Source organism: Palleronia sp. LCG004, assembly GCF_032931615.1.
Taxonomy (GTDB): domain Bacteria; phylum Pseudomonadota; class Alphaproteobacteria; order Rhodobacterales; family Rhodobacteraceae; genus Palleronia.
Genome location: NZ_CP136759.1, coordinates 1,189,102 through 1,205,670, shown reverse-complemented (window position 1 = coordinate 1,205,670; position 16,569 = coordinate 1,189,102). Strand labels below are relative to the sequence as shown.

The following is a 16,569-nucleotide window of genomic DNA, read 5'->3' as shown; positions in this document are numbered from 1 at the left end:
CGACCGCTGGCGCGATCCCGGGTGACGTGGCCCCAAGGGAGTCTCTCGGTTGGCGGAGTTTCCGTTGCGGATCGATCGTCCAAGGCTGATTGGGCCTGAACGAACTCCTGAAAGCCCTCATACGCTTTGCCCGGTGTTGGGCTGATGACGTTCGGATGTCGGACGAAGAACCAGCGACCCGTGACGTTTGCCTATTGGCGCGGCAGTCGGATATGCGCTTCTATGCCTCCGCCGGAAGTTCGAAAGATTGCAAGAGTTGCATGGAGATAGGCGAAATTCGAGCACCTTTCCGCTGCGGGGTCGTCAGTTGGCGTCGAACGCATCGACGATCAACGCCCGCATATCCTCCATTGGAATGACGGAGGCACCGGGGTCGGGGAACATTCCGGCCGAGAATATCTGTGCGGGCAGGCGGTCGAGGAGCGTCGGATCTTCGGCGATGACATGGATCGGCACATCTGGCGGCGCGTCCTGCCCCGTGAGCAGAGGCGCGGGCTGGTGATCCCCGAGAACGAAGAAGACCGCATCGGCACCTTGCCGGGCGATATATTGCCCCGTCACTTCGAGAGCGTAATTAAGCGACAGTGCGTATTGCGAACGGATGCGCGCAGGATCGGACCAGACCTCTCTCGGGGTGCCGCCCGTGCGACGCGTTCCGTCGAAGATCGACCCGTCGCCTATCGCATCCCATTCGACAATCTCGGGCAGCGGTGTCCAGGGTGCGTGCGATGTGACCAGCGCCATCTCGATCATGTCCGCACCGGGTCCGCGCAACAGGCGATCCATGGCGCTCCAAGTATATTGATCCGGCATTGTGACCCATTCGAAAGGCTTTCCACGATATCCAAGTGTGTGGGCATCGAGGGTCATGTCGTAGCCGTACCATCCGGCCTCGGGCCAATCGAGCGTGATGGCCGGCATCGCGGCACCGGTACGCCAGCCGGCGGCACCGAAATCGCCGTTCAACGACGGATAGCTCGATGTCATCAACCGGTCATGGCGGATCTGGCTGTCGACCCGCAGGCCCGACAGGAACGTTGCGTGGCTGAGCCAACTCTGACCGCCGCGTGTCGGGGCGGCGACCCAACCGCTCGCAACCGACCAGCCGGCATCAGCAAGGCGCGCCTCAATGGCCTGAAGGCGGGGACGGGACAACGCCCGGAACTCCGGGTCGTCGAGGAAGGTCCGGCCGTAGGATTCCACGAAGGCCAGAACCACGTCGTGACCCTCAAGTGCCGCAAATTCAGGTTGCCGGCTGGGCCGTGAATCGAGCGCTGCGGTAAATTCCGTTAGGTCGGCCACGCCCCGCGAAATGCGCGCGATCTGACCCGCGACGACGGGTGTCGCGAAGAACGGCGTGGATCCGGGTAAGGCGAAAGATGCCGCGAGCGCCAAGACGGGGAGGGCGGCCGCGATACGGCATGCCCGGGCCGACCGAGCCGCACGCGCAAGCGAAAGCCAAAGAACTACCGCGAGCGCCATAATCGTCAGGCCCGCACCCCCCAAGGTCGCGATCGCAGCCAGACGCCCGATGCTGGCGGCAAGCAGGTCCCACCCCGAAACCAGAAGATGCAGATCGAGAAGCGGATTGAATGGTCTGCTGAACGCCATGTACGTCCCGAGATCCGCCGCGCGGAGAACGATCAGCGATGCAGCAGCGAAGACCACGATCCCGCGCAGCACCGATCCCCGAAACGATGCAAGCGCGATGATCACAACGGGCAATTCCCAAGTCGGGCGGAGAAATCGTCCGATCGTCAGTCCCGCTGGATGCGATGGCATGACGATCGCCAGATGCAGGAGGAAGAGCGACAATGCGACTGCGAAACCGGTAAAGATACGTCCCATTTTCAGTTCCTGTCGGCCGCGGTGACGTCGCGCGTCGCCGGAGGGCCGAGCGAGAGGATCGCGAGGCCGGGCAGAACCGAAATGAGCATTGCGATACCGAACGCGATCCCGGCGGCAACGCCAGCAGCAGCCGAAGCGCCAGCCACGGGAAAGAGCGCTGCCGCCGCACCCTCGCGCCAGCCCCAACCCCCGATCGTAAGCGGGACGAGCATTGCCAGGAGGATCAGTGGCACGAGGACCAGAGCCGCCTGAACCGAAAGCGTAACACCTGTCGCGCGCGCGGCCGCGGCGAACGCTGCAACATTGAGCAGGGCTGCCCCGACGGCCAGTGCAAGGTGCATCACGCGTCGGCGTCCATCCGGGAGGCAGAGGGAAAGAAGCGATGCGATCCGCCCGCCTCTAAGCCAGATCGCGACAATCAGGCAAAGGCATATCGCCACAAGCCCCGCTATCGCGAGGCCGCGGGCGAGACGGTCCGGCCAGTCGAGCGCGCCGGGTACCAATGCAAGCGACATGAGACCCGCGACAGCAACGACGAGAAGGCCTGCCTGACCGAAGGCCCTCTCGAACATCACAGCCAGCGCGGCACGGCGAAGACCGGTCTCGCCGATGCGCGAGCGGACCGCGCGTGCTCCGTCGCCCACGACACCTCCGGGGAGCGTCGCGTTGGCCAATTGCGAGACGAAATACTCCTGGAGGGCGAAGAGAGGGGGAAACGCGATGCCGAGGGCGCGCGCCACCAATCGCCACCTCATTGCCATGAGAAATGTCTGGATCCACAAGCAGAGAACCGCCACCGCCATCCAGACGGGATCCATCGCGGTGAGACGGTTCGCGATATCGGCCCCGTCGAATGCACGCAGAAGGAGCGCCAGAAGAAGTCCTGTCACCGCAAAACGCAGCGCGCGCTTCATCGAGTGGCGGCCAGTCTGCGAATGTCACGGGCGAAGGACCAGAAGACGAATGCCGCCGCGACGACAGCGAGCGGGCGGGCAGACCAGTCGGGCAGTATGGGAGCGCTCAACACGGCAAGCGCGCCGATCTGCAGGACGCAGATGGTTTTGCGCCGCAAACTCGGCGCAAGCGGATGCGACAGCCACGGTAGCACGAAGGACGCTGCCACGAAGGCATACCGCGCGCCTCCGAGAACGAGGAGGTCGACACCGCCCCTGCCATCTACAAGCAAGACGAGAGACAGGATCGCTGCAAGGGCCGCATCGACTTCCATGTCGAACCGCGCGCCGAACTCCGACGCGACGCCTTCGCGTCGGGCGAGCCAACCGTCCACTCCGTCGAGCAGAAGGACCAGCATCGCTACTGCGAAGATCGACCAATCGGCACCACGATCACCCAATAGCCCGGCCGCGAGCCCGGCCATCAGCGCGAGCCGGAGGGTGGTCACAACGTTGCAGCTTCCCAATCGGTTATGCGGGTATCGCGCCCCCATGGCTCTGACGGCGAGGGCGATCCCGATGCCGAGAGTCGCTACACTGATGGCAAGGCCAGAGGGTTCGATCTGCCAACCAACGAGAAGTGTGAGCGGGACAAAGACGATCCCGGTCATGGCCAAAGCCCGCGCCGGTCGACTGTTTCGAACAAGCGGTCCTGTCGCGCCTAGCTCACTCATAAAACGTAGGTAGCGAGCAGGGAATGTACGGAGCTTCGTTTGGTCCGGCAGGATGCGCGTATCAGGACGATCTCTGGCACCACGTGCTGGGAGGAATGAGCAAAACCGGACATTCGGATGATCATAGAACCGGTTGAATATTCGGGCAATGGAGTGGAGAGCCGCTGGAGGGGCAAAGCGATCACGAAAACATGTGGAGTATGACGGATTGATCCCCGGACGTCCGTCCTTTCTGGATGGAGTTACTTGAGCGTACCGCTGGCATGATGTGCGATCCGCAAGGACCCAGATGATTTTCCGGGAACAGGCGATGGGGGCTACACGTTTTCGGAACCCTTCTGATATAGAAACCAGATCACAGCGATGCCGTTGTGCATCCTGCGTCCAAATCAAGATCGGTTCCCATGACTTACTGCGTTGGCCTTCTTCTCGATGCCGGAATGGTCCTCCTGTCCGATACACGGACGAATGCGGGGATCGACAATATCTCGACCTATCGCAAGATGTTCACCTTCGAGGATCCGGGCGAACGTGTCGTCGCGATCATGACCGCCGGATCGCTGAGCACGACACAGACTACAATCGCCCGTCTCGAAGAAGCGATCGAGGAGGGTGGCCCCAGATCCATCATGTCAGCGCCCACGATGTTGGGCGTCGCCGAGATCGTCGGGGATACCTTGACCGAAGTCAGTGGCAAGGTTGCCGACAAGCTCGGCGATCGGGCTCAGTCCGCGCGCGCGTCGATGATCGTCGCGGGGCAGCGTCGTGGCGGGGACCCGCGGATGTTCCTCGTGTATTCCGAAGGCAATTTCATCGAGGCGACCGGCGACACGCCATTCCTGCAGATCGGCGAGCACAAATACGGCAAGCCCATTCTCGACAGGGTGGTCCGTCCATCGACAAGCCTTGCCGACGCGCAGAAGGCGGCACTTTTGTCGATGGATTCGACGCTCCGATCCAACCTAAGCGTCGGCATGCCGCTGGATCTGACCGTGATCGAGTCGAATACCTGCAGCATCGCCCGCACCCGCCGCATCGAAGCCGAGGACGAGACCTTCCAGGCGATGTCGGCGGCATGGTCGGCGGCCCTGAGGGATTCGTTCGCGACGATCGAGATCTAACGCGTTGGAGCGCTGTGTGCCTCGAAATGCGCGCGCAGGATGTTGAAGACCCGCGTGCGCCTTTCGGGGGTCTCCATCATCGTCTCGTGGCGGCCTCCGTCTATCATGTGAAGTGTGCCCTCACGCCACTCTTTCATACGATCGCGGATGACGACCGGATCGACGAGCCTTTCGGCCGTGCCCAGTACGACCGCGCAAGGGATCTCGGGCGCGGGTTTCCGCGACAGCAGGCGGCACTCCCGCAGCGCCTCGTGCAACCAGCGCAGCGATGGCCCCCCGAGCCCGAGTTCGGGATGGCGTTCGACCTGATGTGCCATCCAGGCATATTGCACGTCGTCGCACGTCAGAAAATTGCCTTCGAATCCGGCCGCATTCGGATAGGAAGAGGCCGAGGTGCCGGGCGCGTAGAGGTGGTCGAGGGACAGCCCGCGTGCCGCCCAACTGAGTGCCCAGGCCATCGGTCTCAATGCCGAGGACAGCCCGATGCCCCACATGGGCGAGGAGAATGCGGCCGACGCCACGTCGAAGCCCTCGCTCAATCCGCGCAGCCCGATCGCCCCGCCCATGGAATGACCAAGCAAGTGCCACGGCCGCGGCAGGTCGAGATCTTCGGCAGCTTTTGCAAGCGCCTCGAGATCCATTTGAAAATCCCGGAATCGACGAATGTGACCACCCATGGGGTCCCCCAGCATGCGCTCGGTCAGTCCCTGTCCCCGCCAGTCGATCGAGATGACCGACAGACCGATCCGGCCCAACTCCACTGCCGCCGGACCGTATTTCTCGATGTATTCAGTCCGCCCCGGCAGCAGCAGGACAGTGCCGCGGCCTTCTGGATTGCGCCAGTGCCCTACGCGCAGGCGCAGTCCGTCCTGCGCCTCGACCCAGTGCGCCTGACCGCCTTCGGGGCCGTCGGCGATATCGTCGTGGAGTGGTGCCGGGAGCATTCCGTCAGAGGACGGAGGCCAGCTTCATCGCCTGACCCATATCGCCGTCGACCTTGAGCTTGCCGGTCATGAAAGCGGTGGTGGGATTGGTCTCGCCGTTCAGGATCGACCGAAAGGTGTCGGCGTCGGCAGTCAGGGTCACGTCGGACGTTTCGTCGGCAGCGCGCGCGCCGTCATGGTCGAGCATGATCGTGCCTTCGTCCTGAATGACGAATTTCGCCGACCCGTCATAGGAGCCGCCTGTCTTCTCGTTGAGCTGCTTCACCGCCTCGTCGATCACTGCGCTCATGTTAGGTCTTCCCTCATTCGTGAGGCCGGGCCGGTGTGCAAACCGGATCCGGCGCGTTACGCTCATTCCGGCAATATGGAGCCTGGCATGGGAATTCTCAAACCTCTCGTCACGGCACTGGCGCTTTGCGCGGTCCATCCCGCGCTCGCACAGGACCGTCTCGACGATCTTTATACTGCGCTTGCCTCGGCCCAGGAGCCCGATGCCCGTCGCATCGCCGAAAAGATCGCGAGCGAATGGATGCGATCGGGATCTCCCGCGATGGATGTTCTTCTGGCACGCGGGCAGGAAGCGTTGGACGCAGGCGATACCCAGCGCGCGATCGAGCATCTCAGTGCGCTGATCGACCATGCCCCCGATTTCGCCGAAGGCTATCATGCCCGGGCCACGGCCTTTTTTCGCGATCGGCGCATGGGACTTGCGCTCGACGATCTGCGAACGACGCTCGCTCTCAACCCCCGCCATTTCGGGGCGCTGTCGGGGGTAGGCGTTATCCTCGCCGATCTCGGTCGGGAGGATCTCGCCCTGCGCGCCTGGCGCGAGGTCGAAGCGCTCTATCCCGCACATCCCGAAGCCCAGGCTGCAATTCAACGGCTCGAGATCGTGGTCGAGGGAAGCCGGATCTGACGATCTAAGCCGTGCTGCCACACATCGGCATGCGAGAACGGACATTTTTCTGGCGGCTCCTGGCCGGTTTCGATTTACGCCGACGTCCCTTTGCGCGATCCTGTGGGCGAGCCCGAGCAAATACGGGTACGAGCGGTACTTAAGGAGCCAATTAATGATTTTGCGGAATTTCGCAGGCGCGGCCTGCGTCCTGTCGTTCAGCGCCGGTGCGGCCTTCGCGGTCGAGATCGCAGGCGGTGACGTCTCTCTGTCCTATTCGAGCTTTCTCGATGACGTCGCAGTCGACCGGACGGACGAGACCGACAGCCTGGATCGGTTGAAGCTGGGCGGTCAGGTAGAGGTCGGTTTCGGCTCGACCTTCGCACTGCAAGGCGACATCGCATATCACGATTTCGGCGGGCCGCGCGACGATGCCAATACGCTGACCCTACATGGCATCTATCATTACGATCCGTCCTTCGCCTTCGGCGCGTTTATCGGGCGCGACAAGGGTGACGATTACGATCTTGGATATTACGGGATCGAGATCGCGCGCGACTACATCGATTTCTCGGTCGAAGCATATCTTTCGGATGGCGATATCGACGATCTCGGGTCGGGGGTCATGCTTGGCGTGTCCGGAGAGTACTGGCTGCTGCCCGACCTCAATATCGGCGCGAGCTACGATCTCGCCAACGCCGACAATGGAATTGACGGCCACAGGATTGCCGTCCAGGCCGATTATCTCTTCCGCCCCGCGACCAGCGTCTTCGCCGAGGTCGGTTGGGCCGAGATCGAGTTCGACGGGGCAAGTTCCGAAGAAACCTTCATCGAGATCGGCGCAAAGTACACGTTCGGGCGCGAGCACGGCGCGACCTTTGGAATGCGCGGCCTCGCCAATCTTCTGCCCGGCGGCTGAGCCTGCCTGCATATCGTTCCCGGGGGTTGTGCGGCTGCCCCCGGCACGTCATTTAGAGGGCGATCATACCCGAGGCACACGCCATGAGCATGACGACCGGCCGCGTCACGGCCGTTCTCGGCCCTACCAATACCGGCAAGACCCATTACGCGATCGAGCGGATGCTGGGCTACCGCACGGGAATCATCGGTCTTCCGCTCCGGCTCCTGGCGCGGGAGGTCTATGACCGGATCGTCGCGATCCGCGGCCCCTCGGTCGTCGCCCTCGTTACCGGGGAAGAGCGGATCGTGCCCGAGCGGACCCAGTACTGGGTCTGCACGGTCGAAGCGATGCCGGAGGGTATGGGCACCGACTTCCTCGCTGTCGACGAGATCCAGCTATGTGGCGATCCGGAGCGTGGGCACGTCTTTACCGATCGATTGCTGCGGTCGCGCGGAACGCACGAAACTCTCTTCATGGGGGCCGAGACGATGCGCGGCGCGATCACGGCGCTCGTACCGCAGGCCCATTTCATGAAACGCGAACGCTTTTCGACACTGGTCTATTCCGGCAGTCGCAAGATCAGTCGAATGCGCCCGCGCAGCGCCATCGTCGGGTTCTCGGTCGACAATGTCTATGCCATCGCCGAACTCATCCGCCGTCAGAAGGGTGGGGCGGCCGTGGTGATGGGCGCGCTCAGCCCCAGAACGCGCAACGCGCAGGTCGAACTCTATCAGAACGGCGATGTCGATTTCCTCGTCGCGACGGACGCGATCGGCATGGGGTTGAACCTCGATATCGATCACGTCGCGTTTTCTTCGACACGGAAGTTCGACGGACGGCGCATGCGCGATCTCATGCCGAACGAACTCGCCCAGATCGCGGGTCGGGCGGGGCGTTACATGGCCGACGGGACCTTCGGCGTGACAGGCGAGGCCTCGCCGCTCGACGAGGGGGTGGTCGATGCTATCACCAATCATCGGTTCGCGCCGCTGAAGACGCTGCAATGGCGCAACTCATCGCTGCAGTACGGAACGACCGACGCGCTCATCGCGTCGCTGGAAGTGAAGGCGGATCACGAACGGCTGAACCGTGCGCGCGAGGCGGACGATCTGGCGGCGCTCAAACGTCTTTCGGCGATACCCGAAATCAGGAATGCCTGTTCGGACGGGAGGGCCGTGCGCCTTCTCTGGGACGTCTGCCGGATCCCCGATTTCCGTGGTATCAGCGGCGGCGAACACGCGGACATGCTCGAGCGCATTTTCGGCTTCCTGCACGAATGGGGCAGGGTGCCCGACGATTGGCTTTCGCGACAGGTCAAGCGGATCGATCGAACCGATGGCGACATCGATACGTTGTCCAAACGTCTCGCCTATATCCGGACTTGGACCTACGTGGCACAGCGCAAGGGTTGGGTGGACGACGAAAGCCATTGGCGCGGTGCGACCCGCGCTGTAGAAGACCGGCTGTCGGACGCGCTGCACGAGGCGCTGACGCAGCGATTCGTGGACCGGCGGACATCCGTTCTGCTCCGCCGGCTGAAGCAGAAGGAGAGCCTTTTGGCCGAAGTGAACGACAAGGGCGAAGTGACCGTCGAAGGCCAGAAACTTGGCCGTCTCGAAGGCTTTCGCTTTCGCCAGGACAAGAGCGCGTCGCCGGACGAGGCTAAGACGCTGCGCCAGACGGCATCCGCGGCGCTCGTCCCGCAATTCCACTTGAGATCCGACCGGTTCTATAACGCGCCCGATACGGAGATCGACTTTACCGAGCAAGGCGGCCTCATGTGGGGCGATCAGGCTGTCGGAAAGCTCGTCGCGGGCGATGATCCCCTGAAGCCGAGTGTGCAGGCCTTCGTCGACGAAGACGCGGGCCCCGAGGTTGCCGAAAAGGTAAAGCGTCGTCTTCAGCACTTCATAGACCGCAAGATCGTGGCCTTGTTCGAACCGCTTCTGGCAATTCAGCGCGACGAGACACTTACGGGTCTGGCCCGTGGGTTCGGTTTCCGTCTGATCGAAGGTTTGGGCATCCTGCCGCGTGATGCAGTCGCGGGCGAGGTCAAGGAACTGGACCAGGAGGCACGAGGCGCGCTGAGGAAGCACGGCGTACGGTTCGGTCAGTTCACGATTTTCCTGCCGCTCTTGCTGAAACCTGCACCGACGCGACTGCGACTGGTGCTCTGGTCGCTACGTCAGGGACTTGAGACGTTCCCTGAAAGCCCTCCGGCGGGCCTCGTGACGATCCCGACCGAGAAAGACGCAGTGGAGAACACCCACCTGATGTCGGGTTATCGCCCGGCAGGCGATCGCGCGATACGCATCGATATGCTGGAACGACTCGCCGATCTCCTGCGTGGTGAAGACAGCCGCAAGGGCTTCGAGGCCAAGGCGGACATGCTGTCGATTACGGGCATGACGCTTGAGCAATTTGCACTCTTGATGGGAGGCTTAGGATATCGGGCCGAACGTGGAGAGCGTCCGAAGGTCAAGTCGGTGACCGTCAAGCCGGATCCGCAACCCGATCTGCCTGATACTCCTCCGGCCACACCCCCGGCGGATGTTCCGCAGGAGACCCCGGATCCTGAACCGGCTGACGTCCCGATGCCGGATCCGGACGAAACCCCGCCAAGTCCGCCCGATGAACGACCGGGCGACGCCCCGGATGAGGGTCCGACAACGACGCCAACCGAGGTGCCGACACCCACTCCGGGCAGTCCTCCCGTCATGGAAGCGGGAACCGATGGCGTGACTGCGCCAGGAAGCACTGATGTACCGGGCGATGCGGTCAAGCCCGGTGATGATGATGGAATGGCCGCGGTAGACGACACAGATCTGACGACCGCGGAGCAGGAAGTATTTTATACGTTTACATGGGGCGGCAACCGACCGAACCGGCAAGGAAAAGCGCGGCAGCAAGGTGCTGGCCCGAAAAGTGGCAAGCCCCAAGGCAAGGCACAGAACCGCCGTAAGGGCGGTGCGAAATCGCAGGATACTTCGCCGCGATCCGAGCCGAAACGCCAGCCCCGGAAGGAGAAGGCGATCGATCCCGACAATCCCTTTGCTGCCGCACTCATGGGGCTCAAGGGCGGAAGCTGATAGATGGGCCAGATGTCGATGAGGCTCGACAAATGGCTTTTCTTCGCTCGTTTCTTCAAGACACGCACACTTGCTGCGCGGATCGTTACCGCGGGCGGTGTGCGTATCAATGGGACACGCGTGAGCAAGCCTTCGGCCAATGTGGGCGAGGGGGACACCCTTACCTTCGCCCAAGGGCGCGCTATCAGGGTAATTAAGGTCGTTTCGCTCGGAGAGCGTCGCGGCCCGGCCCCAGAGGCTCAGACCCTCTACGAGGATCATTCACCTCAAGCAAAACGGTCGCCCGACAATCCGCGTTTCGACAAAGGTGGCCGTCCGACCAAGAAGGATCGTCGAGAGATGGATCGCGACGTCGAATTCTGAACGGTTCCAGCCGTGCTTGATTGATCCGCCCCCAAGGTCTAGTCACGCCACAAACGGCCGTTCGAGGATCCAATGACCTATATCGTCAACGACAATTGCATCGCCTGCAAATACACGGACTGCGTCGAAGTCTGTCCCGTCGATTGCTTCTACGAGGGCGAGAACATGCTGGTGATCCATCCGGACGAATGCATCGATTGCGGCGTTTGCGAACCGGAATGCCCGGCCGAAGCAATCCTGCCCGATACCGAGCCGGAAGCCGAGAAGTGGGTCGAGTTCAACCGGAAGTATTCCGAGATGTGGCCCGTGATCGTGACGAAGAAAGACCCACTGCCGGATGCGGAGGAGATGGACGGCAAGGATGGGAAGATGGAACTCTTCTCTCCCAATCCCGGAGAGGGTGGCTAACGGCGCACGCAAGCGTCTTTCTGCACTGCGGCTTCCATAGGTGGTAAATTTGTGCTATGACGTTGCCGGAAGGTGACGGGGAAAGGCATTGCGATTGCGGGGAAGTATCTCCCGGCCTCATTGGGCCGTGGGTCGTTCTGCCGTGAGCCCTTCGCCCCGTCGCCGCGTAAGCGGGAACGTTAAAGGAAGGCACACCATGAGCAAATCCAAGAAGCCCGAATTCAGCCCGAACGATTATGTCGTTTATCCTGCCCACGGCGTCGGCCAGATCGTCAGCATCGAGAAGCAGGAGATAGCCGGGCTCGAACTGGAATTGTTCGTCATTTCCTTCGAGAAGGACAAAATGACGCTCCGCGTTCCGACCCACAAGGCCTCCGAAGTCGGAATGCGCCAGCTTTCCAGCCCGGATGTCGTTACCAAGGCGATGACAACCCTCAAGGGGAAAGCCAAGGTGAAGAAGGCGATGTGGTCGCGTCGCGCGCAGGAATACGAGCAGAAGATCAATTCCGGTGACCTGATCGCCATCGCCGAAGTCGTGCGCGATCTGCATCGCACCGACGATCAGCGCGAGCAGAGCTATTCCGAGCGTCAGCTTTACGAAGCAGCGCTCGAGCGTCTGGTTCGGGAAATTGCGGCCGTATCCGGCGATGATGAGATTGCAGCACAGAAGCAGATTGATTCGGTCCTGGTCGAGCGCAAGGCGGCGGCCGCCTGAACTATTCAGCGGATTGCGGCCGAGGAAGGCTCCGGTTTCTAAATGGAACCGGGGCCTTTTCCATTTCGGCGGAAAGGGATCACGCGACGCGTTCGGCGCGCTCCTCATCCGAGATCTCTTCGTTGTCGTCCGCCTCGTCGTCGCTGCCGCGCAATTCGTCGTATTTGGCTGACAGCGCCGACTCGAGATCCTTGTTCAGCGCTCGCGCCCGTTCCATGTAGGCTTCGTTCCGGGAAATTGGGACGCCGGGTTGCCACAGCTCGGCAAGCTCGCGAAGAGCGGAACGGTCGATCTTGAAGAAAGCCTTCTCGAGTTCCGAGGCTTCGAATTCCGACAATCCGATATTCTCGAGCACATATCGACCCGCCCTGAGGGAGCTGTCGAAAACCTCCCGGACGATATCGTCCGCACCTGCGCGATAAAGCTGATAGACGTGGTTGCGGTCGTAAGCACGCGCAACGATGTGAAGGTCCGGTCGCGCCTTCCTGGCATACTCGACGAGATTGGTCACATTCGCGGGCTCGTCCATCGTCACGACGAGCACTTTCGCGGTATCGAGTCCTGCAGCATGAAGCAGTTCCGGTCGCGTCGGGTCGCCGAAGAACCCGTTGAAGCCGAACTTCCGCATCAATTGTATCGTATCGAGATCGTGGTCGAGCACGGTTGTCTCGTACCCGGCAAGCTGCAACATCCGGTTCACGACCTGACCGAACCGACCAATGCCGGCGATGATGATCGGCTTCTGCTCATCGATCTCGTCAGGCAGCAATGGTTCCGATTTTTCATCGTCTCGCATCTTGTTCGAAAGAAATTCCCAGAGGATGAAGAAGAGCGGCGTGAGCAGCATCGACAATGCCACGATCAGCAGGATCCTCTCGCCAAGGTCGGACCCGATTGCGCCCGTTTGCAGGGAAAACGAGACGAGAACGAAACCGAATTCGCCCGCACCGGCAAGCCCGAGCGTGAAAAGCCAGCGATCGCGTTGGCGTAATCCGAAGATCAGCGCGAGACCGTAAAGGACCGCGCCCTTCACGAGCATCATCATCATTGTCAGTCCGAGAATCTCGAACGGAGCGGCGAAGAACGTCGTAAACGAGATCCCGGCACCGACGGTGATAAAGAACAGCCCTAAAAGTAGGCCCTTGAACGGTTCGATATCGGATTCGAGTTCATGACGGAATTCAGAGTTGGCGAGCACCACACCCGCCATGAATGTCCCAAGCGCAGGCGACAGGCCTACGAGTGTCATCATGAACGCGATCGAGATGACGATGAGGAGGGCGAGTGCAGTATAGAGTTCCCGCAGCTTTGCACGATGGATGAACCGGAAGATCGGTCTCATACCGAAGACGCCACCGACTATGATGATGGCGATCGCGCCGAGCGTGGCAAGCGTGACGCCCCAGGCCGGCAAGGAGTCAATAAGCGAAATGGCCGCCTGCGCATTCGCGCCGGCGGTCGTCTCCGCCATCTGTTCGCTTCCCGATCCGCCGGGAGCGCTCGCACCTCCGAGGTGACCGGAAGCAAGCAACGGAATCGCTGCAAGCATCGGAATGACAGCGATATCCTGCGTCAAGAGGACGGAAAACGAGGACCGCCCTCCTGCAGTCTGCATCAGGCGCTTTTCGTTCAAGGTCTGCAGCACGATTGCAGTCGAACTGAGCGCGAAGATCATACCGATCGCCGTGGCCGTCCCGAGCGGAAGGCCGAGAAGAATTGCGGCACCCACAATCAGCGCACCGGTCAGGATTACCTGGCTGCCGCCGAGCCCGATAAGGCGGTGGCGCATGTTCCAGAGCGCTTTCGGTTCGAGTTCGAGCCCGATGAGGAACAGCATCATGACCACGCCGAATTCGGCGAAATGCTGTAACTCGCGCGTTTCGGAGCCTACCAGCCCAAGGACCGGTCCGATAAAAATCCCCGCCGCGAGATATCCCAGCACAGATCCAAACCCCAGTCGGGACGCGATCGGAACGGCGATCACCGCCGCCGCCAGGTAGATTGTCGCCTGAAATAGAAACGATTCCAAAAACTCATCCTCCGGCCGCGAAGGGTCTGATCCTAGACCGGCCTCGGCGAGAAATCACCTATTCGAAGTGAATGAGTCCAACCAATTTTCTCTTCGGCGGACGAATGATCAGCCGCCAGGCATTTCCAGGACGATCTGGCGGCCACTCTTGACGTAGCTCAAACGGTTGTCGCCGATGGCCTGCACCCGGCCCCCATCGACGCGGTCACCGACCTGAACCTTTTCAAAGCGACCGTTCGGCAGGCGGATCAGAGCTCGCCTGTTCGATTCACTTCCATAGACGCCCATCAGGTTCACTTGCCGCAGGTTCATTGCGCTGGCGATAGTCGCGCGCGAAGCGACGCTTCCGCTCGTCGGACCGGAAGGTCGGGCGATGGCGCTTGCCTGCGCGACTTCGACGGGGGCTGCGCGCTCGGGCGCTGCCGGTCGGTTCTGCGGTGTGACCGAGCGTGCGACAGGCGCGGCAGCGGAGGCGGCAGACGGAACAAGTCCGGCAAGAGCGGCGGCGGCCGCAGATGCGGCGGCCGATCCGTCCCGCCGGGCCGTATCGGTCCGGTTCGGATCGACAGCTGCGACTTGCGTGGCCGGACGTGCGCGGGGCATCGTCTCGGGACGCTCCGCGGCCTGCGGTACGAGCGTCACAGCTATCTCGGTCGCCGTCTCGCCTGGCGGGCGGGCGTTCGGCCGCGGCGTCTCAGCGTCGGCCGACTGCACGGCGACCGAGCCGCTAAGTGGGTCTTGGGCCTCAAGCTCTGCCGAGGCAGGGTCAGAAGGTCGTGCACGCGGACGAGCTTCGGGCTCAGGGATAGCGGCGGGCTCAATGGCCTCCGCTTCATCAGATTGTGGTTGATCCAGCTCGGGCCGCTCGGGCACTGCGGCTGGACGGATCGTCGGCACAGCCGGGGCGGTGTCCTGCCGTGTGTCGGTCTCTTCGCCGCCCGAATTTTCCGGCGATGTCTCCTCCGATGTGGCCAAGTTCGGCGGAGTGTCTATATCGTCGATCTCGGCCAGCCGCGCGACCCGGTCCTGTGCCCGGAGGTCGGCGTCGAGAGCCGTAATCCGCAATTCTTCAACGCGGTCCGCCAAGGGCACGTCCGGCACGACAGGTGCGGATGCGTCGATGCCGATCGCCGCATAGCGACCGGCCTCGTCAGCACCCTGCGGGCGGCGAAGGGGGTCATCGGGCCCCGGTGCGGTTTCATCGCCCGGTCCCGCCGCAATGTCGCTTTCAATCGTGGCGACGGGCGGATCCACCGGACTTGGCACGGTCATGCCGGCGCTCGCCGACCGTTCGTCAGGCAGCAGAAGCGCTTCGTCGGTCGGGGTCAGCATGAAGAACGACGCCCAGATCCCGACTGCTATGGCGAGCGCGATGAGCAGACCGATCACCACCGGCAATGTCGACATGCCACCGCGCTGCTGTGACTTGCGCGCGCCGAAGACGGTCATCTGCTCCGCTTCGGTCTTTGGACGTCCTGTCTCGGTCGCCCCGGATCCGCCACGGTTTTCGGACGGCGATTCCGGGGCGAGGCTCGCAGCGCTGGCACCGGCCGGTGGCGCGACCTTGCGAACCGAAGGCACAGGCGCTGATTTCGGCCCGGGTGGGCGCGATTGCGGACGACCTGCGGGCTGGTGAACCTTCGGCGACGTTCTTTGTGGTCCCGCGCCTCCATCCGGCAGGACCGCGATGCGGGATGCGACATCATCGAACCGAGACGGATCCGCGTTCGAGGTAGTCTGACCTACTCGACTGCTGGTAAAGGCTAGGGGCGCTTCCTCAGGCTCGGCCACGGGATGGGCGGCAGGCTCTACGACACGTCGCTGCGGTTCCGCATCCGGCGAGATCGCCTCCGCGACATTCGTGTCTGATACCGGTTCGATTCCGGCCTTCGCTTCGTCGCGATCGGGCATCGGCGCAGTGAACTGAGCGCGACTCTCGTCGATTGCAGGAACGGGTTCTTCTTCGGGGGAAATGTCGAGGATCGAAGGCGACGTACTCTCGTCCTCGTCGTGCATCGTGGCTTCGGCATCTTCGCCGTGAAAGAGATCCGCGATGCGTGTCACGGGTGCCACGGCTGCCGGTGTGGTCTCTGCGGGAGGCGAGATGGCGTGGGCGGTCTTGCCAAAGTCGGGGCGTTCCGAAAAGAGGCCCTTCTTCGGTTCGGTCGTGAAACCTTGCGGGTTGAAACCGTGCGATACGGCGAAGCCTTCGGCCTGATCGAGTGTCTCGCGCGCCGCCGCGGCAACGGCGATCTTGGATTTGGACAGTTTTTTCCAGTCGTAGACCAGATCGCCCAGCTCGTAGGGTGTCATTCCCTCGAGCTCACTCTCGATCCGGGTCTTGCGTGCCGCATCGTCACCGGCATCTTCGGTCATCTCGATGCTGGTAAAGAGAATCTCGGACTGAGGGATCGTCAGAACCGTTTCGAGTGGCCCGTCGCTTAGTGCCTCTGCCTCGCTACGGAGATCCTCGAGCCGCGTCTCGAAATGTGGATCATCAAGCGCGACCTCTCCGATGACGGGGAATTCGGTGCCCGTCCCGTACCGCAAACGTACACCGTTATGGTCGAGGTCGAGAAAGAATGTCTTCTTCATGTCAGTCATTTACCACGCGAAGCGGGATTGCCGA

Annotated in this window: 14 protein-coding genes; 7 read left to right on the top strand and 7 right to left on the bottom strand. The window is 62.2% G+C overall.

The window, feature by feature from the left end:
• Positions 1–303: 303 nt before the first annotated feature.
• Genes RVY76_RS05800 through RVY76_RS05790 form a run of 3 tightly spaced genes read right to left on the bottom strand, consistent with a single transcriptional unit; the run spans position 304 to position 3,250 of the window.
• Positions 304–1,848 (bottom strand): sulfatase, encoded by a 1,545-nt coding sequence (locus RVY76_RS05800; protein ID WP_317376434.1) that lies wholly within the window; start codon positions 1,846–1,848, stop codon positions 304–306.
• A gap of 2 nt (positions 1,849–1,850) precedes the next feature.
• Positions 1,851–2,762: a lysylphosphatidylglycerol synthase transmembrane domain-containing protein gene (locus tag RVY76_RS05795; protein ID WP_317376433.1), complete on the bottom strand. Its 912-nt coding sequence runs from the start codon at positions 2,760–2,762 to the stop codon at positions 1,851–1,853.
• Positions 2,759–3,250 carry a CDP-alcohol phosphatidyltransferase family protein gene (locus RVY76_RS05790; RefSeq protein ID WP_317376432.1) on the bottom strand — a complete coding sequence of 164 codons (492 nt, stop codon included), beginning with the start codon at positions 3,248–3,250 and terminating at the stop codon, positions 2,759–2,761. Before RVY76_RS05790 ends, RVY76_RS05795 begins: the two co-directional genes overlap by 4 nt.
• Positions 3,251–3,879: 629 nt before the next feature.
• Here RVY76_RS05790 and RVY76_RS05785 point away from each other — a divergent pair.
• The gene (locus RVY76_RS05785) at positions 3,880–4,596 is read left to right on the top strand and encodes a proteasome-type protease (protein WP_317376431.1); all 717 of its coding nucleotides are present in this window, start codon (positions 3,880–3,882) and stop codon (positions 4,594–4,596) included.
• On the opposite strand, the gene RVY76_RS05780 is transcribed toward RVY76_RS05785, so the two are convergent.
• A complete protein-coding gene (locus RVY76_RS05780; RefSeq protein WP_317376430.1) occupies positions 4,593–5,540 on the bottom strand; it encodes an alpha/beta hydrolase in 948 nt (315 codons plus the stop codon). The genes RVY76_RS05785 and RVY76_RS05780 overlap by 4 nt on opposite strands.
• A gap of 4 nt (positions 5,541–5,544) precedes the next feature.
• On the bottom strand, positions 5,545–5,829 hold the full coding sequence (locus tag RVY76_RS05775; RefSeq protein WP_317376429.1) for an SCP2 sterol-binding domain-containing protein: 285 nt from the start codon (positions 5,827–5,829) through the stop codon (positions 5,545–5,547).
• An 87-nt stretch (positions 5,830–5,916) separates the two neighbouring features.
• On the opposite strand from RVY76_RS05775, the gene RVY76_RS05770 reads away from it, so the two are divergent.
• From RVY76_RS05770 to RVY76_RS05745, 6 genes are all read left to right on the top strand, one after another.
• Complete coding sequence (locus RVY76_RS05770; RefSeq protein WP_317376428.1) at positions 5,917–6,456, top strand: tetratricopeptide repeat protein; 540 nt, start codon at positions 5,917–5,919, stop codon at positions 6,454–6,456.
• 154 nt (positions 6,457–6,610) lie between these two features.
• Positions 6,611–7,354, top strand: a complete 744-nt coding sequence (locus RVY76_RS05765) for a putative porin (protein ID WP_317376427.1) — start codon at positions 6,611–6,613, stop codon at positions 7,352–7,354.
• A gap of 89 nt (positions 7,355–7,443) precedes the next feature.
• Positions 7,444–10,425, top strand: a complete 2,982-nt coding sequence (locus tag RVY76_RS05760; RefSeq protein ID WP_317376722.1) for a helicase-related protein — start codon at positions 7,444–7,446, stop codon at positions 10,423–10,425.
• A 3-nt stretch (positions 10,426–10,428) separates the two neighbouring features.
• Positions 10,429–10,788, top strand: a complete 360-nt coding sequence (locus tag RVY76_RS05755; RefSeq protein WP_317376426.1) for an RNA-binding S4 domain-containing protein — start codon at positions 10,429–10,431, stop codon at positions 10,786–10,788.
• Positions 10,789–10,860: 72 nt separating this feature from the next.
• Positions 10,861–11,196: a ferredoxin FdxA gene (gene fdxA, locus RVY76_RS05750; protein WP_317376425.1), complete on the top strand. Its 336-nt coding sequence runs from the start codon at positions 10,861–10,863 to the stop codon at positions 11,194–11,196.
• Between the two features lie 196 nt (positions 11,197–11,392).
• On the top strand, positions 11,393–11,911 hold the full coding sequence (locus RVY76_RS05745) for a CarD family transcriptional regulator (protein WP_317376424.1): 519 nt from the start codon (positions 11,393–11,395) through the stop codon (positions 11,909–11,911).
• 79 nt (positions 11,912–11,990) lie between these two features.
• On the opposite strand, the gene RVY76_RS05740 is transcribed toward RVY76_RS05745, so the two are convergent.
• Positions 11,991–13,940 (bottom strand): cation:proton antiporter, encoded by a 1,950-nt coding sequence (locus RVY76_RS05740; protein ID WP_317376423.1) that lies wholly within the window; start codon positions 13,938–13,940, stop codon positions 11,991–11,993.
• Between the two features lie 108 nt (positions 13,941–14,048).
• Positions 14,049–16,535, bottom strand: coding sequence for a hypothetical protein (locus RVY76_RS05735; protein WP_317376422.1), 2,487 nt, complete (start codon positions 16,533–16,535; stop codon positions 14,049–14,051).
• Between the last annotated feature and the right edge of the window lie 34 nt (positions 16,536–16,569).